Origin of the sequence: Achromobacter pulmonis (genome assembly GCF_021733725.1) — a bacterium.
GTDB lineage: Bacteria > Pseudomonadota > Gammaproteobacteria > Burkholderiales > Burkholderiaceae_B > Achromobacter > Achromobacter pulmonis.
This window is the reverse complement of sequence record NZ_JAIFOT010000001.1, coordinates 4,163,720-4,181,814: the sequence shown is the minus strand read 5'-3', so window position 1 is coordinate 4,181,814 and position 18,095 is coordinate 4,163,720. Positions and strand designations below refer to the sequence as shown.

The window sequence follows — 18,095 nt, the reverse complement described above, 5'->3', positions numbered from 1 at the left end:
CCGATACGCGCAGGGCGCGCTCAGTTCAGGGAAACGGACTTGGGAGCGGGACGGCGTTTGCCCGGCGCCTTCGGCACGGCCAGTTCGCCAAAACGCCCCGGCACGCCGAAATAGGTCACCGATGCATACGTGCGAAGCGGCACCACCATGTGGCGCCCGCTCACCGAAATGGCGTGCGGCGTGCCCGTCAGGCCCGGCAGCGAGACGTTGTAGTCACCCGGCCGCAGGAACGCACGCGCCACGTAGACGCGCCCCGGCAACGTGCGCCACATGCGATCGTCGGCCGGCGGCTCGATCACCGCGGCCGCGATGTTGCCGAGCAGGCCGGCCAACACGCCGCCCTCCTTGTTCAGCACCACCTGCGCGCCCGCCTTGGCCAGCATGCGCACCGCCGCGCGGGCCTGCATGCCAGGCAGATCATCTTTCAACGCACGGCGCGCCATGACATTGAAATCGGCGACCAATCCGGTCTCCAGCATCGTGTCCCCCACCGCGATCCGTGCCACATCAGGGGCGTCCGACAGCGCATTGATCACGGGATAGGACATGCCCACGGTCACCAGGCCCTGCGGCGTCGGCACCGGCAACATGAACTTCTTCGATTCGCGCGCCGGCGCATTGCCCGACTCGATCACGAACAGCACATCGGTCAACCCGTTCTTGCGCTGCTGACCACGGCGCGCGTCCAGTCCCTTGAGACCGGCTTCGAGCACCGCGCTGCCCGGCCGCAACTGGATCGCCTGGCGGTAGCCCGGCGCCGCTAGGCTGGGTTCGTTCAACGCTTCATAGACGAAACCCGACAGGTAGTGGCTCAGGGCATTCTGATAGCCGTTCTTCAACCCCAGCACTTCGGGGTCATTCAAGGTCTCGATGGGATAGCCCTGGAGCTCCGCGCTCTGGACCTCGGCGCCGTTTTCCTTGGCCTTGGCTTCAGCCGCTTCGGTTTGCTTGGCGCGCACCTGCGCGATAAGGGCTTCGCGCTCGTGGGTACGCTTGATATCGACGCGGGCCGTGTCCAGATCGCCCTGAGACAGGCGATTCATCGCCATGAGCGTGGTCAGCATGACCTTTTCGTAGTCCTGCACTTCGTAATCGCGGATGCCGTCGCCGAGCAACGTCGCCCCCACCTGGGTGGCGACTTCGGTGGTCAGACCGCGCGCCTGCGCTTCCCATTCCTTGACCGCGCCATCGGCGATCTCGAAGGCCGACATGCTTTCGCCGTAGTTCGAGGCGATGCGCAGCAATTCGCCTTTCTCCAGGTTGAGCAGCACATCGTTGGCCTTGTCACCCTGCAACTGTCCATCCACATTGACAATTGCTTCCTGCAACCGTCCCTGGCTGGCGTCAGCCGTGCTCTGTCCCACTTTGCTCTGGTGTGTCGCAGCGCAGCCGGCCAATAGCAACGCCAGGCCCGAAGCCGTAAAGACTCGCAGCATGTTCCTCTATCCCTCCCGGAGTGATCCCGGATTATGTTTCTAAGAGAAACAAGCTTTTAACATTATTTCTACATACTTAACAAATGAACAACAATATTTGCATTTGTTTCAGCAATTTCCCGTACCCAGACCGGCCGCCAGCGGCCAAGGGCCCGCCCCCTGCGGCAAGGCCGGCAGGCTGGCGCGCAGCATTTCATCAATGAAGGCGGCCGGCCGCAGCCGCCCATCCGGCTTGTACCATTGCACCGTCAGATTCATGGCCCCCAGCACGCAGCGCTTGATGACCCGCGCATCGCCGCTCAAGACCCCGGCCTCGACCGCGGCCGCCACGGCGTCCTGCCACATCGCCTCGTAGCGGTCGCTCAATACCTTGACCCTGGCCTGGCTCGGCGCCGACAGGCTGCGCCACTCGTAGACCAGCGCGTTCATCGCGTCGCCGCCGGCGCCGTGCAACATGCTCCACATATGCACACGGAACAGCGCCGCCAGCCGGTCGGCCGGCGTGCGATACTGCGCCAGCGCCTGGCGGCCGGCGTCCAGGACTTCCTGGATGCCATTGTTCATCACCGCCACCAGGATTTCCTCCTTGCTGCGGAAATGATGAAACAGGCTGCCCGATTGCAGGCCCACGGCGCGCGCCAGCTCGCGCACCGTGGTGCGCTCATAGCCATGCTGGCGAAACAGCCGGGCCGCGGTCAGGACAACCTCGGCCCGGCGCAACGATTCGGCGCCGTCCTCGTGGCCATCCGGCGCAGCCGGGCCGCTCATAGCCGTTCGACGATCGTCGCGGTCGCCATGCCGTGCCCGATGCACATGACCAGCAAGCCGAACTGACCGCCGCCGGCGCGCAGGCCCGCCAGCATTTTCGCCATCAACGCCGCGCCGGTGGCCCCCAGTGGATGTCCGTGCGCGATCGCGCCGCCCCACGGATTGACGCGCGCCGGGTCCGCGTCCAGCGTCTTCAGCCAGGCCAGCACCACGCTGGCAAATGCCTCGTTGATCTCGATCCAGTCCAGATCCTGCAACCGCAGCCCGGCACGCTCTAGCGCGCGCTCGGTGGCCGCGATCACGCCGGTCAATTGCAATACCGGGTCCGAGCCGATCGCCACCCGGGCGCGAAAGCGCGCTTGCGGCCGGAGCCCGTCCGCAAGCGCGGCCGCGCGGTCCGCCAGCAGCACCGCCGCCGCGCCATCGGCCAGCTGGCTCGACTGCGCCGCCGTCACGTTGCCCTGCCCCGGCGGCCGCAGCGCCGGCGGCAACGCCGCCATCTTGGCCGGATCGGCCCGTTCACGGATCCCCTCGTCGCGCGCGGGCGTGCCAACCGGCCCCGGCAGCAATTCGCTGTGACGGCCGGCGCTGGCCGCGGCCCAGGCGCGCGCATGGCTCTGCATCGACCACGCATCCAGCTCGGCGCGTCCCAGTTGCCACTGCTCGGCAATGCGTTCAGCGCTCTCGATCTGATGGATCAGCGGATAGCGCTGCAACAGGCCTGGGTTGAGCGATTCGAAGCCGCGGAATTCGCGCTGGCCCAAGGTCACGTCCAGGAACATCGGCACGCGGCTCATGCTCTCGACCCCGCCGGCGACCACGTAGCGCATGTCGCCGGCCGCGATGGCCTGCGCCCCCGCATGCACCGCCTGCTGGCTCGAACCGCACATGCGGTTCAGGGCCACGCCCGGCACCGTCTCCGGCAGGCCGGCCAGCAGCGCCGCCAGGCGGCCGATGTTGGCGCCCTGCTCTCCGGCCTGGCTGACGCAGCCGGCGATCACATCGTCTACCTGGCCGCCCGGCAGGCCGGCACGCGCCAGCAGGCCCTGGATTACCTCGGCCAACAGGTCATCGGGGCGCTTGTCAGCCCACCAGCCGCCGCGCCTTCCGAACGGCGTGCGCACCGCTTCCACGATCACCGCTTCATTCATGCTGGCGTCTCCTCGGCGTAGAGCCGTTCGATCTGGTCCGCGTAGCTGCGGTAAATGCTGGCGCGGCGCACCTTCATAGTCGCGGTGACCTCGCCGTCGTCATGGTCCAGCTCTTTGGTCAACAGGTGGAAGCGCTTGATCTGCGCCACCGGCGCCAGCCCCGCGTTGGCGCGCGCCACTTCGGCCGCCACCAGCTCGCGCACCTCGGCGCATTCGGCCAGCGAACGGAAATGGGTAAAGGCGATGCGGCGCGATTCGGCCCACTTGGCCACCGTCTCGAACTCCAGCTGGATCAAGGCCGCGACATAGCGCCGGCCGTCGGCCACGATCACGCACTCCTTCACGTACGGGCTGCTCTTGACCGCGTTCTCGATTTCCGACGGCGTCAGGTTCTTGCCTCCAGCAGTGATCATGATGTCCTTCAGGCGGTCGACGATGCGCAGTTGGCCGTCGCGCACCTCGGCCACGTCGCCCGTATGCAACCAGCCATCGCGCACCGTGTCGGCGGTGGCGGCCGGGTTCTTGTAGTAACCGGCAAACACCATCTCGCCGCGCACCTGCAATTCGCCCGACGCCCCCAGGCGCCAATCCACGCCCAGGATCGGTTCGCCCACCGTGCCCGCCATCACCCGGTCCGGATGCTGGCCGAAGATCATGCCGGTCGATTCGGTCAGGCCATAGACCTCCACCAGCGGCACGCCCAGGTTGCGGAAGTAGCGCACCACCTCCGGCGCGATCGGCGCCGCCCCCGTCATCGCCACCCGCGCGCGCCGCAGGCCGATGAAGTTCTGCAAGGCGCGCAGCACCAGCCAGTACCACAGCGCATAGGTCAGGCGTTCGCGCGGCCCGCGTTGCCGCGGCGACTTGTGCGCGAACGGCGCGCACGCCGCCAGGGCGCGCCGGTACAACCATTGCTGTAGGCGGCCGGCTTCCTGCATCTTGATCGAGATCGACGCATGCAGCTTTTCCCAGATGCGCGGCACGCCCAGGAATATCGTCGGCGCCACCTCGCGCAGATCCTCCTGCACCGTGCGGATCGACTCGCCGAAATTGACCTGCGCCCCGAGGTAGATCGGCACGAAGGTCGACAGCATCTGTTCGGCCACGTGGCACAGCGGCAGATACGACAGGTGCACGCTGGCCGCATTCATCCCCAGGCGCTCGGCGATGCCTGGCGCCACACCCCGCATGTTGCGGTAGCTGAGCATCGCGCCCTTGGGCTTGCCGGTAGAGCCTGACGTGTAGATCATCAGTCCCAGGTCGTCCAACTGTTGCGCGTCGAGCCATGTGTTCAGCGCCGCCAGGCCATCAGGCTCGAGCCGCTGGCCATCGGCCTCCAGCTCGGCAAACGCCATGATGCGCGCGCGCTCGGCCGGTGCGTGGGAGCGCAACCCCTTGGTCTCCATCACCACGATCCGCCGCAGCAGCGGCAGCCGGTGTGCCACCTGCAGCACCTTGTCGGTCTGCTCCTGGTCCTCGCACACCACCAGTTCGACATCGGCATGCTCCAGCACATAGCCCATTTCCTCGGCCGGACTGGTCGCGTACACGCCGACCGCCACGCCGCCGACAGCGCCCGCGCCCAACTGGGTCAGCAGCCACTCCAGCCGGTTCTCGGCAACCACCGCCACGCGCCCGCCGCGCGACAGGCCGGCCGCCTGCAGGCCCAGCCCGACGTGGCAGGCGCGGCGCCAATACTCCGCCCATGACACGGGCCGCCAGATGCCGAAGTCCTTCTGCCGGAGCGCAATGGCGGCCGGCTGCCGCCGCGCCTGTTCGCGCAGCATCTGCGGCAACGTCAGTGCCGGCCACTTGTCCGGCGCGGCGCCGGAGGGTGCGCGGGCCGGGCTCATGACAGCCAGCGCTTGCGGCGCTTGTAGTGCTTGATATCGCGAAAGCCGCGCGCCTCGCCCGCGCCCCCCACCCCCAGGTAGAACTCGCGCACGTCGGGATCGGCCGCCAACTTCTCTGCCGTGCCGTCGATCACCACCTTGCCCGTTTCCATGATGTAGCCGTAGTGGGCCACCGCCAGCGCCACCGACGCGTTCTGCTCGACCAGCAGCATCGACACCCCCTGCTCGCGATTGATGCGCGCGATGATGGTGAAGATCGCCTCCACCAGCAGCGGCGACAGTCCCAGCGATGGCTCATCCAGCAGCATCAGCTTGGGCTGCGCGATCAGCGCCCGCCCGATCGCCAGCATCTGCTGTTCGCCGCCCGACAGATAGCCCGCCAGACCGCGGCGCCGCTCGTACAACCGCGGGAAATAGCCATACACCAGATCGAAGTCGGCCTTGGCGCCGGCGCGGCCGCTCAACGCATAGGTCGCGGCCACCAGGTTTTCCTCCACCGACAGGTCCTCGAATACGCGGCGCCCTTCCATCACATGCGCCAGGCCGGCCCGCACCAGGTTCTGTGGCCGCGCCCCGGCGGTATCAGCGCCGTCGAACAGAATGCGCCCGCGCGCCAGCTCGCCGTCCTCCAGGTCGAGCAGGCGCGACACCGCCTTCAGCGTGGTCGATTTGCCGGCGCCATTGCTGCCCAGCAGCGCCACGATGGCGCCGGCCGGCACCGACAGGGACAGTCCGCGCAGTACCTGCACCGCCTTGTTGTAGACCACCTCGATGTTGTTGATGTCCAGCACCGTCGGCGGCGACGCATCGTGTTCCGGGCTCACGGGCGCCTCACTGCAGCACGATCCAATCGGATGCCGGCACCATCTGCTTCTGCTTGGTGTCGGCCCGGTAGATACGGCCCACCGGGATAGAGTTGCCCTTGATGCTGATGGGCACGCCGATCAGTCCACCGGTGTCGAAGTCCTTGATTCCTTCCAGCGCCGCCTTCATGTTGGCGCTGGTCAATTCCTTGCCTGCCTCCAGCGTGCGCTTGGCCACTTCCGAGAACAGCATCGCCGCCAGGAAGCCCTGCATGTAGCCGGTGCTCTGGTATTGCGGACGCATCTCGCGGATCTTCCTGAGCATCGGCGCATCGGCCGCCTGGTCATAGTAGTAACGATAGGGCATCACGCCCATGAAGCCCTCGGCATCCTCGCCCATCTGCATCACGGTGGAATTGTCCATGGTCCAGAACGTACCCATGTAGCGCGTCTTCAGGCCCATGCGCTTGCCCTGCCCGACGAACTCGGGAATTGGCGCCAGCACGTAGCCGTGGAAGATCGTGAAGTCCGGATCGGCGCGGCGCAGTTTGATGACCTCCGTCGATACGTCCACGCTGCCTGGCGGCGTCATGATCTCGGTGGCCACCGTCAACCCCAGCTTCTGCGCCACCGCGCGCGAACTGGCGATCGGATCGCGGCCGAACTCCGTGTCCGAGTACACGAACGCCACCTTGGCGCCCGGCTTTTCCTTGGCGATGTAGCGCAGCAGGATGCCGAACATTTCCGTGTAGTCCGGCCCCAGCATGAACTGCGCCGGATACTTGGCCGGATCGTTCAATTCGGTGGCGAACGAGGCGCCCGTCATCAGGATCTTGCCCGAGCGATCCAGCTCGGCATTGATGGTCTTGGAAAATCCGGTCGAATCGCCATAGTAGAAGTTCACTTTGTTCTGGCTGGTGATCTTCTTGAAAGCCGCCACCGACGCGTCCACCTTGTAGCCCGTATCCTCCGGCACATAACGCAGCTTGCGGCCCTTGATGCCGCCCTGCTCGTTGATGATCTTGACGTAGTCGGTAATGCCGGCGTGAATGCCCTGCCCGGCAAACGCGAACACGCCGCTCAACGGGATCGAGCCGCCCAGCACCAGGTCCTCCTCGGCCTGGGCCGGCGGCGCCACCGCCAGCGTCATTGCCACGCCCAAGGGCGCCAGCAACTTCGATAAACCGCTGCCTATCCGGATGCGCTTCATGGTTTCGTCTCCTGGTTATCTTGGGACTGGCCTACGTGCGGAAAGGCCAGAGGTGAAAATAGCGGCGCACGCGGCGCCAGATTTCCGCGAGCCCGTGCGGCTCGAAGATCAGAAAGCCCACGATCAGCAGGCCGAACACGATGGTTCGCACCGGCGAAATCAAACGCAGCGCGTCGCCGCCCACCGGCAGCCAGCCCACCACCAGCTTGAGCAGCTCGGGCACCATGGTCATGAACACGGCGCCCAGGATGGCGCCCAGGATCGACCCCATGCCGCCGACGATAATGGCGGCCAGAAAGAAGATCGACATGATCAGCGGAAAACTCTCCGGCGTGACCACGCGGAAAAAATAGGCCCACAGCCCGCCGGCCACGCCCGCGTAGAACGACGACAGGCCGAACGACAGCAACTTGTAGCGCAGCAGGTGGATGCCCAACACCTCGGCCGAGATGTCGCGGTCGCGGATCGCGATGAAGGCGCGGCCGATGCGGGTACGAAACAGGTTGGCCGCGCCCAGCACCATCAACACCGTCAAGGGCACGATCAGCCAATAGAGCTTGAACGAGGTGTCCAGGTCGATCCCCAGCAGCCGTGCCGGCGGCACCTGCAACCCGCCCGTGCCCCCCGTGAAGGCCCAGTTGGCGAACACGAAGTGCGCAATGAACGACGCCGCGATCGTCGAGATCGCCAGGTACAGGCCCTTGACCCGCAGCGACGGAATCCCCACCAGCAGCCCCCCCAGCATCGCCACCACGCCGCCACCGGCCAGATTCAGCAGCACCGGCGTGCCCAGCCGCAACTCCATCACCGCCACCGTATACGCGCCCAGCCCCATGAAAGCCGCTTGCCCCAGGCTCACCAATCCGGTATAGCCCGTCAGGATGTTGAGTCCGGTCGCGCTGGCCACGTTGATCGCCACCAGGCACGCCAGGTACAGCCAGTAGGCGTCGGCCACGAATGGGAACAGCGCCAGCGACGCCGCCAGCAGCACCAGCCACAGCCGTTGGGTGTGGGTATCGAACAGCGCCTCGTCGGCGCGGTAGGTCTCTTTCGCGGTCGCGATGCGCATGGCTACAGCCTCTCGATCTCACGCGTGCCGAACAAGCCGTAGGGCCGCATCATCAGCACCGCCACCAGCACCACAAAGGTCGCCAGCAATTTGTATTCGCCGCCCAGGTAGGCGCCGGCCCAGGCCTCCAGCAGGCCGATGAAAATGCCCCCGACAAGCGCCCCCGCCACGCTGTCCAGTCCGCCCACGATCACCACCACCAGCACCGACAGGCCAAACACGCCCATCGACGACGAGATGCCGCCGATCGCGCCCACGATCACGCCCGAGACCGCCGCGATCGCCCCTGCCGCCGCCCATGACAGCGAGAACACCCGCGGCACATTGATGCCCATCGCGTAGGCTGCCCCCTGGTCCGACGCGGTGGCCCGCAAGGCCACGCCGCCGCGCCAATAGCGGAACACCGCCAATACGAACAAGGCCATTGCCAGCGCCACCCAGAACCCGTAGAACACCTTGGGCGCGACGAATGCCTCGCCCAGCATCACCGGCGCGCGCGGCATGAACTCCGGCAGCCGGCGCTGGTCCGCCGTCCAGATCAGTTCCACCACGCCCACCAGGATCGAGGCCAGCCCCACTGTGATCATGAACACCGAAATCGGCGACTCGCCCAGCATCGGCCGGATCGTCACGCGCTCGACCAGCGCGCCCAGCGCGGCCGACAGCGCCACCGCGGCGGCAATCGCCGCCCATATCGGCCAGGCCATGCCGGCGGCAAAGGCATAGAACACATAAGCGCCCATCATCAGGAATTCGCCGATGGCGATGTTCACCACCCGTGTCGCCTTGTAGACAATCACGAACGCCAGCGCCGCCAGCGCATACAGGCCGCCGCTGCCCAGCCCGGCCAGCGTCACCTCCACGAAGAACAGGCCGTCCATCAAGCCGCCTCGCGCAGCCGCCGACGCAGATCGCCGACGTCGCCCGCGCCCAGATAGGCCTTGATGACCTCCGGATCGGCCTGCACCGCCGCGGGCGTGCCGTCGGCGATGACCTGGCCGAAGTTCAGCACCACCACGTGGTCCGACAGATCCATCACCATGCCCATGTCGTGCTCCACCATCAGCACCGTCACGCCCCACTCGGCGCGCGCGTCGAGGATGAAGCGCGCCATGTCGTCGGTCTCCTCGCGGTTCATGCCCGCCACCGGCTCGTCCAGCATCAGCACCTTGGGCTGCATCGCCAGCGCCCGCGCCAGCTCCACCCGCTTGCGCAACCCGTACGACAGCGCCGCCACCGGCGCGTGGCGGATGTGGTCGATCTCCAGGAAGTCGATGATGCGTTCCTCGATATCGGCGCGCAGCGCCATTTCCTCGCGCCGCGCCCGTCCCAGGTACAGCAGCGCGTCCAGCACATTGGTGCGCAGGTGGGCATGGCGCCCCAGCTTGATGTTGTCCAGCACCGTCATGCCGCGAAACAGCGCGATGTTCTGGAAACTGCGCGCCAACCCCAGCCGCGCGCGCTCGGGCGCCGCCACGCGCGTGATGTCGCGGCCCGCGAAGCGGATGGCCCCCGCGGTCGGACGGTAGAAACCCGATATGGTGTTGAACAGCGAGGTCTTGCCCGCGCCATTGGGGCCGATGACCGTGGTGATGGACCCGGGCGCGACACGAAAGCCCACGCCGGTAAGCGCCTTGATCCCGCCGAACGCCAACGTGACCCCATCCACCTCCAGCAAGGGAGGGCTATCGGATTGATCCACCATTTGTCTCCTCGCTGTGATCGCGAAGCTGTTTTTTTAATGGCGGTGAATCAGCGTAGCCCCGAGGCAGGCGATGCGGCGAACCTGTCTTTTACCTACGCTGTACAGCGCCGGAAAATCGTTCTATGCGTTACGCTTGCGGCTCGGACGGCAACCGAGCAAGCGCTTGGTTGCGACCTTAGCATCGTGGTTTTTGGATCGAAAGTTGGTATTTACCCGATAACGGAGACAAGCCATGACCCCTGCTCTGCCGGTATTTCCCACCCTGCTGCTGGAGGCCGGCGACGGCATCGCCACGCTGACGCTGAACCAGCCCGCCACCTTCAACGCCATCGACATCGCCATGGCCCAGGACCTGCAGCGGGCGGCCCAATGGCTCGATACGCGCGCCGACATCCGGCTGGTGCTGTTGCGCGGCGCGGGCAAGGCCTTCTGCGCGGGTGGCGACATCGCGCTGTTCGAAGGCGACGTCAATGCGGTGCGCGCCAGGCTGCTCGAGCTGTTCACGCCGCTCAACGACTTCGTGGCGCACATCGCGCGCATGGACAAGCTCTGGCTGGCGCAGGTCCACGGCGTCGCGGCCGGCGCCGGCCTGTCTCTCGTCCTGGCCTGCGACCTGGCCATCGCCGATGCCGACACGCGCTTCATGACCGCCTACCTGAAACTCGGCGCCACGCCCGACGCCGGCATGACCCACGGCCTGAACCGCCTGCTCGGCCCGCGCCGCGCGCTCGACCTGCTGCTGCGCCCCGATGCCTTCACCGCCGCGCAGGCACATGCCTGGGGGCTCATCAACCGCGTCGCCGACACCGGCCAACTGGCGCCGCAAGCACAAGCCTATGCGCAACAGCTGGCCAACCACGCACCGCACGGCATCGCCGGCGCCAAGCAGCTGCTGCGCAGCGCCGCGCAGGCATCGCTGGAGACACAACTGGCCGAAGAAACCGCCTGCTTCCTGCAGACTGCCCGGCGCGAGGATTTCGCCGAAGGCGTGCGCGCCTTCCGCGAAAAGCGCGCGCCGCGCTTCCAGGGCCGCTGACACGCGCGCAGCCCCGCGTCAGAACTTGTAGGTGACGCTGGCGATTGCGCTGCGGCGCGCGCCATACCAGCAATCGCCGCGCGACAGACACGTGGCCAGATAGGTCTTGTCCGTCAGGTTGTTGACGTTCAAGGCATAACGCCAGTGGCTGGTTTCGTACGCCATCATGGCGTCCACCAGCCACACCGGCGACAGCTTGGGCGCGTCGCCATCGCGGAACGATGACATCCAACGCGTGCCCGCGCCCACCGTGAAACGCCCGTCCAGGTTGTCCAGCGCGAAACGGTACCGGCCCCATGCCGCCGCCTGGTGGCGTGGAATGCCTTCGAGCTGTGGATCCAGGTCGATGTAGTTGTAGTGCGCGATCACGTCGAACGACGACGTCACCTGGCCGCGCCATTCCAGTTCCAGGCCGCGCGTGCGCGTCTTGCCGGTCTGCACGTTGTTCAGCGCCGACGTCGGATCCGGCACCAGGCGGTTCTTCTCCCGCAAGTCGTACACCGAGGCCGTCGCCAGCTGACCGCCATCGGCGGACTGGTACTTCACGCCCGCCTCCCACTGCTTGCCGCGCAGTGGCTGGTACAGTTCGGGCACGTCACCATCCGGTGTGCGGCGCGTGGTGCTGGCCACCGGCGTGAATGATTCGCTGTAACTGATGTAGGGCGACCAGCCATTGCTGGCCGCGTACATCAGGCCGAAGCGCTTGGTGGTGGCCTGGGCCTTGTCCGTATTCCCGCCCTCGAGCTGGCTGCGCGCGCGGTCGTGCCGCAGGCCAGCCGTCACGATCCAGTGCTGGCCGATTTTCATCTGGTCCTGCAGGTAGATGCCCGTCTGGCGCTGCGTGAAACGCGGCTCGCCGGTCAGCTCGGGGATGTAGCCATTGCCGTACACCGGGTCGTACGCATCGATCGTATCCTTGCCGCTGCCGCTCTCGCGGTCGCGTCGATAGCGCACCCAATCCAGCCCCAGCAGCAACTTGTGCGTCACCCCGCCGGTGCGCACCTCGCCGCTCAGGTGCTGGTCCAGCGTATCCATGCGCACCTTGGTGATGGTGTCATCGGCATAGCGGCCGATGATGCGCTGGTTGACCGGGTCAGCGGCCCAGCCGCCGGGCAGGCTGAACGAATCCGCATAATGCGTGAAGTACGTCACCTTGTTGTTGGCGTGCCGGAACCCCTGGCTGAACGCCCACTTGTCGTTGAACTTGTGCTCGAACAACCAGCCGAACGTACGGCGTTCGGAATCGTAGCGATCATGATCCGGTTCACCGATGAAACGATAGGTCGGAATAGTGCCGTTGGGATTGGGCGTGCGCATGCCGGACCACGGCATGAACTGCGCGGTCGAACCCGACTTGTCCTTCTGATACAGCGCCTGCAAGGTCAACGTCGTCGCCGCACTCGGCCGCCACGTCAGCGATGGCGCCACCAGCGTGCGGTCATCCGGCACATGATGCACCTGGGTATCGGCATCGCGCTGCAACGCCACCAGGCGATACAGCCATTGGCCATCCTCGGTGATGGGCCCCGTCAGGTCGATCTGCGCCTGCTTGCGCCCGTGATTGCCCAGTTGCACCCCAACTTCGCGCTGTGTCTCGGCGAGCGGGCGCTTGCTGACCAGGTTGATGAGGCCGCCCGTGCTGCCCTGGCCGTACATCATGGCCGCCGGCCCGCGCAGCACCTCGATGCGCTCCAGCATGTACGGATCCGGGCGGGTCGTGCTGGTGTAGTAATCGAACGCCTGGCGCATCCCGTCCAGGTAGACATCGACATCGGTCCCCCGCACCCGCACGCTGTCGCTACGCGCATCCAGGCCGTAGGCATCGGAGCGCACCCCGGCCGCATAACCGAGCGCATCCTGCAGGCTGGTGGCGCCCTGGTCCACGATCTGGTCGCGCGGCACTACGGTAATTGACTGCGCGGTCTCGTTCAGCGGCGTGTCGGTCTTCGTGGCGGTGGCCGAGCGGGTGGCGGCGTAGCCCAGGACCGGGCTGGTGGCCGTCTCCGCGCCCCCCTCCACCCTGACCGACGGCAGTGTGGTCGGTTCCACAGGCGCCGGCTGTGCTGTCAGCGCTGCCGGCAAGACACTCAGCGCCGCCACCAGGCCGGCACGGCGGGACATGGCAGGATGAAACATCGACGTAGCTCCCCTTGACGAATTTTAGAGATCCAAATGTTAATGTTTCTCGTTATTGAAATGGTTCCTTTTCCCTACAAAGGAAAAGGCTTCTCCTGCCCGAAACGGGGCTCCGCCTTCCGGCGCATCAGGGAAAACGACAAGAAAAAGGCGCCCCGAAGGGCGCCCTGCCGGCAGGCTGGCGGCTCAACCGCGTCCTGCCCGCAACTCCACCGCCTGGGCCCAGCGCCGCGCCACCGACGGCGAGGTCGCGCAGGTCGCCGACTCGGTCACTACGCGCACCGCGCGCTCCAGCAGTTGGATGTCGGCCTCGTGCTGGCGCGCCACATGCGGATCCTCGAAGAAGATGACGCGCTGGCACTGGTGCTCCAGCACCAGTTCCGCAATTTGCGCATCGCCGCCCAGCGGCCCGCTCAGGTAACGATGCACCCACGGCGTGTCCTTGGGCCAGCCGCGCGACCATGCCAGTTCGTTCAGGCGGCCGCCGGTGGTGCCGGTGGCCACGCGCCGCGCGAACTGCGACAACACGTCGAAATGCTCGGCCGCGAACGCCACCATCTCGTCCTTGAGCGCATCGTGCGCGATCAGCGCCAGTGTCTGGCCGGTGTAGTTGAACAGGCGCGACGCCGACACGTCCGGCGCCAGGCCCGCATGCACGCGCTCGACCTCCATCCATTCGATGGCGCCGGCCAGCGTCGAGATGAACGGCCGGCCGTGCGTGATGCACTGGCGCTTGAGCGCCAGCGCCTCGGGGAAGATCGACGACGGATCGACCGGATCGATCAGGTAGATCGCGCCATCGAACGGCGCCTGGCCATCGCGGCCCTCGGTCACGCGCGCCACCAGCTTCATCAGCCCACCCTCACGGCCATACGGGTAGCGGATCAGGCCGGAATAGCCCTGCAGCATGCCCTCGCGCACAATGGCATCGTGCGTGCGGCCCACGGTATGCAGCTGCACCCCCAACTCGCGGATGGTGGACGAACAGGCCCGCAACCACGTGAACAGGGCAGCGTCGGGCGTTTCATGGTGCAGTCGATTGGCGGCCAGGCCAAAGCGCAATGGGGCAGCGGGCATCGGTAGACTCGAATGACAAGGACAACGAAAAGAGCCTTGATGATACCCCGCGCGCCCCGCCCCAATGAAAAAAACGCCCTTCGGGAGCGTTTCGCAGGCGGATCAGTCGGCCTCGTCGATCCAGGCCATCTGAATGGCCTCCAGGATCTTCTCGCCGCTGCGTTCCGGATCATCATTGAAGCCGGGCAAGGCCAGCACCCATTCGCGCAACTGCGTGAAACGCAGCGTCTTGGGGTCGACGTCCGGATGGGCGTCCACCAGCGCCTCGGCGATCTGGTAAGTATCAGTCCACTTCATCAATGCCCCTCTTTCGCGTGGTTGATGGTGTACTTGGGAATCTCCACCGTCAGGTCGGTATCCGCCACCAACGCTTGGCACGACAGGCGCGAGGTCGGCGTCAGGCCCCAGGCCTTATCCAGCAGATCCTCTTCGTCGTCGGTCGCGTCTTCCAGCGACGAATAGCCCTGCTTGACCACCACGTGACAGGTCGTACACGCGCACGACAGTTCGCAAGCGTGCTCGATGTCGATGTGGTTGTCCAGCAGCACGCGACAGATCGACACGCCCTTGGGCGCGTCCTCTATCACGGCGCCTTCAGGGCAATAGTCGGGATGAGGCAGTACGGTCAGTTTCGGCATAGTTTCCTATCAGGCAATCTCGTCAAGTTTGCGGCCGGCCAGCGCGGCGCGGATGCTGCGGTCCATGCGGCGGGCGGCGAATTCATCGGTCGCGGCCGACAGGGCCTCGACCGCGGCCTTCACCGCGTCCACGTCCTGCGCCTCCTGGGCGCGGGTGGCCGCCTGCAGGCAGTCATCGACCCGTTGGCGTTCCTCGGCATTGAGCAGGTCACCATCGACCGCCAGCGCGGCCTGCACCGATTCGACCAACTGGCGCGCTTGCACCTGCTGCTCGCGCAGCATGCGGGCGCGGGCATCGCTGTCAGCCTGCGCCACGCTGTCGGCCAGCATGCGCGCGACTTCGTCGTCGCTCAGGCCGTACGACGGCTTGACCGACACCGCCGCCTCCACGCCCGTGCTCTGTTCACGTGCGGTCACACTCAACAGGCCATCGGCGTCCACCTGGAACGTCACGCGGATGCGCGCGGCGCCCGCCACCATCGGCGGAATGCCGCGCAGTTCGAAGCGCGCCAGCGAACGGCAATCCGTCACCAGGTCGCGCTCGCCTTGCAGCACATGGATGCTCATGGCCGTCTGGCCATCCTTGAACGTCGTGAATTCCTGCGCGCGCGCCACCGGAATGGTGCTATTGCGCGGAATTACGCGCTCGACCAATCCGCCCATGGTTTCCAGGCCGAGCGACAGCGGCGTCACGTCCAGCAGCAGCCAGTCCTCGCCCGGCGCGCGATTGCCAGCCAGCAGATTGGCCTGCAGCGCGGCGCCCAGCGCCACCACCTGGTCCGGATCCAGATCGGTCAGGGGCTCGGTGCCGAACATCTCGCCGACCGCGGCGCGCACCACCGGCATGCGCGTGGCGCCGCCCACCATCACCACGCCGCGCACATCGACCGGCTTCAGCGCGGCATCGCGCAGCGCCCGGCGCGCGCTGTCCAGCGTGCGCTGCACCAGCGGCTGCGCCAGCGCCTCGAACTGGTCGCGGGTCAACGTGTGGTCGATCACCTGGCCACTGGCCAGCGCCAGTTTCAGATTGGCGTCCTGCGCGTCGGACAGCGCCTCGCGCGCCGCGCGCGCCGCCATCAGCAAGCCGCGCCGGTCGGCGTGCGTCAGGCCGGCCGCGCCCGCGGCCGCCACCACGTGATCGACGATGAGCGAATCGAAGTCGTCGCCGCCCAGCGCCGTATCGCCGCCAGTCGAGATCACCTCGAACACGCCCTGCGTCAATCGCAGGATGGAAATATCGAAGGTGCCGCCGCCCAGGTCATAGACCGCGTACACGCCCTCGGCGGCATTATCCAGACCGTAAGCGATCGCCGCGGCGGTCGGCTCGTTCAGCAGGCGCAGCACGTTCAGGCCGGCCAGGCGCGCCGCGTCACGGGTCGCCTGGCGCTGGGCGTCGTCGAAATACGCCGGCACCGTGATGACGGCGCCCACCAGATCGTCGCCCAGCACGTCCTCGGCGCGCTGGCGCAACACCGCCAGGATCTGCGCCGACACCTCCACCGGGCTCAGGTCGCCCTGCGCGGTGCGGATGCGCACCATGCCGGGCGCCTCCACGAATTCATACGGCGCGCGGGTCGCGCGCGCCTCTTCCAGCGAGCGCCCCATGAAACGCTTGACCGACACCACCGTGTTCAGCGGATCCTCGGCCTGCTGCGCCAGGGGTTCGCGGCCCGTGGTGACCTTACCGTCGGGGTAATAGCGCACCGCCGACGGCAGCAGCACATGACCCTGCGCATCGGGCAGGACTTCGGCGACGCTGCTGCGCACCGCGGCCACCAGGGAATTGGTCGTGCCCAGGTCGATCCCCACCGCCAGCTTGCGCTGGTGCGGCGCGGGCGATTCACCGGGCTCGGATATCTGCAATAAGGCCATGATTGTTTTTTCTGTTCAGTAGGCGGCGCGGTCCAGGCGCCCGGTGGCCGGGCCCTCCCCTGCCGCCCGGGGCTAGGGATGAGCGTGGGCCAGCTCTTGCGCCAGCTTTTCCACGAACATCCATTCCCGCACCTTGAGGCCCGCGGCGGCGTAGTCGCGCCGTTCATCGAGCAGGCGCGTCAACTCGCCGCGCATCTGCAGGCGGGCTTGCTCCAGCTCGGTCCGCAGCTCGGCCAGGACATTGGCATCGTCACGCGCGTCGTCCATCATTTCGCGCCAGGTCATCTGCTGCATCAGGAAAGCCGTGTCCATCGACGTATTGCTCTCGGTCTGCAGATCCACGCCGGCCTGCTCGCACAGGTAGCGCGCCCGCAACAGCGGATCGCGCAACTGGCGATAGGCCTCGTTGGCGCGCGCCGCCCACTGCATCGCCACGCGGCGTTCCGCGGGGCTGGCGGTGGCAAAGCGGTCGGGATGCACCTGCGCGGCGACGGTGCGCCACGCTGATTCCAGTGCCTGGGCGTCCAGGTCGAAGCGTGCCGGCAAGCCGAACAGGCTGAAGTGATCGTCTCCAGCCAAGACTTACACCGTGAACGACTCGCCGCAGCCGCAGGTCGCCTTCTCGTTGGGGTTGCGGAACTTGAAACCTTCGTTCAGGCCTTCGCGGGCGTAGTCCAGCTCGGTGCCGTCCAGGTAGGCCAGGCTCTTGGGATCGACGAATACCTTCACGCCGAAGCTCTCGAACACCTGGTCCTCGGGCGCCGCGTCGTCCACGTACTCCAACTTGTAGGCCATGCCGGAACAACCCGTCGTCCTAACGCCGAGGCGCAAGCCGATCCCCTTGCCGCGCTTTTGCAAGTAGCGGCCGATGTGGGTGGCAGCCTGTTGGGTCAGGGTAACGGACATGTTCAGCTCGCAACAGCTTCGGCCGGAACCGAATGCTTTTCCTTGTAGTTCTGCACGGCGGCCTTGATCGCGTCTTCGGCCAGGATCGAGCAGTGCACCTTCACGGGCGGCAGGGCCAGTTCCTCGGCGATCTGCGTGTTACGGATGTTCATCGCCTCGTCCAGCGTCTTGCCCTTGACCCATTCGGTCACGAGCGAGCTCGATGCAATGGCCGAGCCACAGCCGTAGGTCTTGAAACGCGCGTCCTCGATGACGCCCGCTTCGTTCACCTTGATCTGCAGCTTCATGACGTCGCCACAGGCCGGCGCGCCGACCATGCCGGTGCCCACCGAGTCGTCCGACTTGTCGAACGAGCCGACGTTGCGGGGGTTTTCGTAGTGATCCAGGACTTTGGTGCTGTAAGACATGTTAGTTCTCCACGTATTCTTTGGCGCG

General features: G+C 66.6%; 18 protein-coding genes. 1 reads left to right on the top strand and 17 read right to left on the bottom strand.

Annotation, left to right across the window (positions count from 1 at the left end; all coding sequences use genetic code 11):
• Nucleotides 1–20 precede the first annotated feature (20 nt).
• The 9 genes from K2W61_RS19255 to K2W61_RS19215 form a co-directional block, all read right to left on the bottom strand.
• Complete coding sequence (locus K2W61_RS19255) at nucleotides 21–1,436, bottom strand: COG3014 family protein (protein ID WP_236756344.1); 1,416 nt, start codon at nucleotides 1,434–1,436, stop codon at nucleotides 21–23.
• 108 nt (nucleotides 1,437–1,544) lie between these two features.
• Nucleotides 1,545–2,204 carry a TetR/AcrR family transcriptional regulator gene (locus K2W61_RS19250; RefSeq protein ID WP_236756343.1) on the bottom strand — a complete coding sequence of 220 codons (660 nt, stop codon included), beginning with the start codon at nucleotides 2,202–2,204 and terminating at the stop codon, nucleotides 1,545–1,547.
• Nucleotides 2,201–3,355 carry a thiolase family protein gene (locus K2W61_RS19245; protein WP_175140648.1) on the bottom strand — a complete coding sequence of 385 codons (1,155 nt, stop codon included), beginning with the start codon at nucleotides 3,353–3,355 and terminating at the stop codon, nucleotides 2,201–2,203. The genes K2W61_RS19250 and K2W61_RS19245 overlap by 4 nt, the downstream gene beginning before the upstream one ends.
• A complete protein-coding gene (locus tag K2W61_RS19240) occupies nucleotides 3,352–5,208 on the bottom strand; it encodes an AMP-dependent synthetase/ligase (RefSeq protein WP_236756342.1) in 1,857 nt (618 codons plus the stop codon). Before K2W61_RS19240 ends, K2W61_RS19245 begins: the two co-directional genes overlap by 4 nt.
• Nucleotides 5,205–5,999: an ABC transporter ATP-binding protein gene (locus K2W61_RS19235; RefSeq protein ID WP_175140693.1), complete on the bottom strand. Its 795-nt coding sequence runs from the start codon at nucleotides 5,997–5,999 to the stop codon at nucleotides 5,205–5,207. The genes K2W61_RS19240 and K2W61_RS19235 overlap by 4 nt, the downstream gene beginning before the upstream one ends.
• 40 nt (nucleotides 6,000–6,039) lie before the next feature.
• Nucleotides 6,040–7,161: an ABC transporter substrate-binding protein gene (locus K2W61_RS19230; protein ID WP_419761649.1), complete on the bottom strand. Its 1,122-nt coding sequence runs from the start codon at nucleotides 7,159–7,161 to the stop codon at nucleotides 6,040–6,042.
• A 91-nt stretch (nucleotides 7,162–7,252) separates the two neighbouring features.
• Nucleotides 7,253–8,290, bottom strand: a complete 1,038-nt coding sequence (locus tag K2W61_RS19225) for a branched-chain amino acid ABC transporter permease (RefSeq protein ID WP_236756340.1) — start codon at nucleotides 8,288–8,290, stop codon at nucleotides 7,253–7,255.
• Nucleotides 8,291–8,292: 2 nt separating this feature from the next.
• Nucleotides 8,293–9,171 (bottom strand): branched-chain amino acid ABC transporter permease, encoded by an 879-nt coding sequence (locus K2W61_RS19220; RefSeq protein ID WP_236756339.1) that lies wholly within the window; start codon nucleotides 9,169–9,171, stop codon nucleotides 8,293–8,295.
• On the bottom strand, nucleotides 9,171–9,995 hold the full coding sequence (locus K2W61_RS19215; protein WP_236756338.1) for an ABC transporter ATP-binding protein: 825 nt from the start codon (nucleotides 9,993–9,995) through the stop codon (nucleotides 9,171–9,173). The genes K2W61_RS19220 and K2W61_RS19215 overlap by 1 nt, the downstream gene beginning before the upstream one ends.
• Before the next feature lie 232 nt (nucleotides 9,996–10,227).
• Here K2W61_RS19215 and K2W61_RS19210 point away from each other — a divergent pair, with 232 nt between their 5' ends.
• On the top strand, nucleotides 10,228–11,031 hold the full coding sequence (locus K2W61_RS19210) for an enoyl-CoA hydratase/isomerase family protein (protein WP_236756337.1): 804 nt from the start codon (nucleotides 10,228–10,230) through the stop codon (nucleotides 11,029–11,031).
• Nucleotides 11,032–11,049: 18 nt separating this feature from the next.
• Here the strand turns inward: K2W61_RS19210 and K2W61_RS19205 are convergent, their stop codons facing one another.
• The 8 genes from K2W61_RS19205 to iscU all read right to left on the bottom strand — a co-directional run bounded on the left by K2W61_RS19205 (nucleotide 11,050) and on the right by iscU (nucleotide 18,067).
• Nucleotides 11,050–13,152, bottom strand: coding sequence for a TonB-dependent siderophore receptor (locus K2W61_RS19205; protein WP_236756336.1), 2,103 nt, complete (start codon nucleotides 13,150–13,152; stop codon nucleotides 11,050–11,052).
• Between the two features lie 201 nt (nucleotides 13,153–13,353).
• Nucleotides 13,354–14,244, bottom strand: coding sequence for a methylglyoxal synthase (locus K2W61_RS19200; RefSeq protein ID WP_175131552.1), 891 nt, complete (start codon nucleotides 14,242–14,244; stop codon nucleotides 13,354–13,356).
• A 102-nt stretch (nucleotides 14,245–14,346) separates the two neighbouring features.
• Nucleotides 14,347–14,541, bottom strand: coding sequence for a Fe-S cluster assembly protein IscX (iscX, locus tag K2W61_RS19195; protein WP_175131553.1), 195 nt, complete (start codon nucleotides 14,539–14,541; stop codon nucleotides 14,347–14,349).
• Nucleotides 14,541–14,882 (bottom strand): ISC system 2Fe-2S type ferredoxin, encoded by a 342-nt coding sequence (gene fdx / locus K2W61_RS19190; RefSeq protein ID WP_175131554.1) that lies wholly within the window; start codon nucleotides 14,880–14,882, stop codon nucleotides 14,541–14,543. Before fdx ends, iscX begins: the two co-directional genes overlap by 1 nt.
• Before the next feature lie 9 nt (nucleotides 14,883–14,891).
• Nucleotides 14,892–16,754, bottom strand: coding sequence for a Fe-S protein assembly chaperone HscA (gene hscA, locus K2W61_RS19185; RefSeq protein ID WP_236756335.1), 1,863 nt, complete (start codon nucleotides 16,752–16,754; stop codon nucleotides 14,892–14,894).
• Between the two features lie 72 nt (nucleotides 16,755–16,826).
• On the bottom strand, nucleotides 16,827–17,333 hold the full coding sequence (hscB, locus tag K2W61_RS19180) for a Fe-S protein assembly co-chaperone HscB (protein WP_175131556.1): 507 nt from the start codon (nucleotides 17,331–17,333) through the stop codon (nucleotides 16,827–16,829).
• Nucleotides 17,334–17,336: 3 nt separating this feature from the next.
• The gene (gene iscA / locus K2W61_RS19175; protein ID WP_006386172.1) at nucleotides 17,337–17,660 is read right to left on the bottom strand and encodes an iron-sulfur cluster assembly protein IscA; all 324 of its coding nucleotides are present in this window, start codon (nucleotides 17,658–17,660) and stop codon (nucleotides 17,337–17,339) included.
• Between the two features lie 2 nt (nucleotides 17,661–17,662).
• The gene (gene iscU / locus K2W61_RS19170) at nucleotides 17,663–18,067 is read right to left on the bottom strand and encodes a Fe-S cluster assembly scaffold IscU (protein ID WP_006386173.1); all 405 of its coding nucleotides are present in this window, start codon (nucleotides 18,065–18,067) and stop codon (nucleotides 17,663–17,665) included.
• Between the last annotated feature and the right edge of the window lie 28 nt (nucleotides 18,068–18,095).

What these genes read in the sequence shown, in the direction of transcription:
- K2W61_RS19255 (WP_236756344.1), bottom strand. Translation starts at nt 1,436, where the DNA reads ATGCTGCGAGTCTTTACGGCTTCGGGCCTGGCGTTGCTATTGGCCGGC.
- hscA (WP_236756335.1), bottom strand. Translation starts at nt 16,754, where the DNA reads ATGGCCTTATTGCAGATATCCGAGCCCGGTGAATCGCCCGCGCCGCAC.
- K2W61_RS19225 (WP_236756340.1), bottom strand. Translation starts at nt 8,290, where the DNA reads ATGCGCATCGCGACCGCGAAAGAGACCTACCGCGCCGACGAGGCGCTG.
- K2W61_RS19245 (WP_175140648.1), bottom strand. Translation starts at nt 3,355, where the DNA reads ATGAATGAAGCGGTGATCGTGGAAGCGGTGCGCACGCCGTTCGGAAGG.
- K2W61_RS19215 (WP_236756338.1), bottom strand. Translation starts at nt 9,995, where the DNA reads ATGGTGGATCAATCCGATAGCCCTCCCTTGCTGGAGGTGGATGGGGTC.
- iscX (WP_175131553.1), bottom strand. Translation starts at nt 14,541, where the DNA reads ATGAAGTGGACTGATACTTACCAGATCGCCGAGGCGCTGGTGGACGCC.
- K2W61_RS19200 (WP_175131552.1), bottom strand. Translation starts at nt 14,244, where the DNA reads ATGCCCGCTGCCCCATTGCGCTTTGGCCTGGCCGCCAATCGACTGCAC.
- K2W61_RS19240 (WP_236756342.1), bottom strand. Translation starts at nt 5,208, where the DNA reads ATGAGCCCGGCCCGCGCACCCTCCGGCGCCGCGCCGGACAAGTGGCCG.
- K2W61_RS19210 (WP_236756337.1), top strand. Translation starts at nt 10,228, where the DNA reads ATGACCCCTGCTCTGCCGGTATTTCCCACCCTGCTGCTGGAGGCCGGC.
- K2W61_RS19220 (WP_236756339.1), bottom strand. Translation starts at nt 9,171, where the DNA reads ATGGACGGCCTGTTCTTCGTGGAGGTGACGCTGGCCGGGCTGGGCAGC.
- K2W61_RS19230 (WP_419761649.1), bottom strand. Translation starts at nt 7,161, where the DNA reads ATGACGCTGGCGGTGGCGCCGCCGGCCCAGGCCGAGGAGGACCTGGTG.
- fdx (WP_175131554.1), bottom strand. Translation starts at nt 14,882, where the DNA reads ATGCCGAAACTGACCGTACTGCCTCATCCCGACTATTGCCCTGAAGGC.
- K2W61_RS19205 (WP_236756336.1), bottom strand. Translation starts at nt 13,152, where the DNA reads ATGTCCCGCCGTGCCGGCCTGGTGGCGGCGCTGAGTGTCTTGCCGGCA.
- K2W61_RS19250 (WP_236756343.1), bottom strand. Translation starts at nt 2,204, where the DNA reads ATGAGCGGCCCGGCTGCGCCGGATGGCCACGAGGACGGCGCCGAATCG.
- iscU (WP_006386173.1), bottom strand. Translation starts at nt 18,067, where the DNA reads ATGTCTTACAGCACCAAAGTCCTGGATCACTACGAAAACCCCCGCAAC.
- iscA (WP_006386172.1), bottom strand. Translation starts at nt 17,660, where the DNA reads ATGTCCGTTACCCTGACCCAACAGGCTGCCACCCACATCGGCCGCTAC.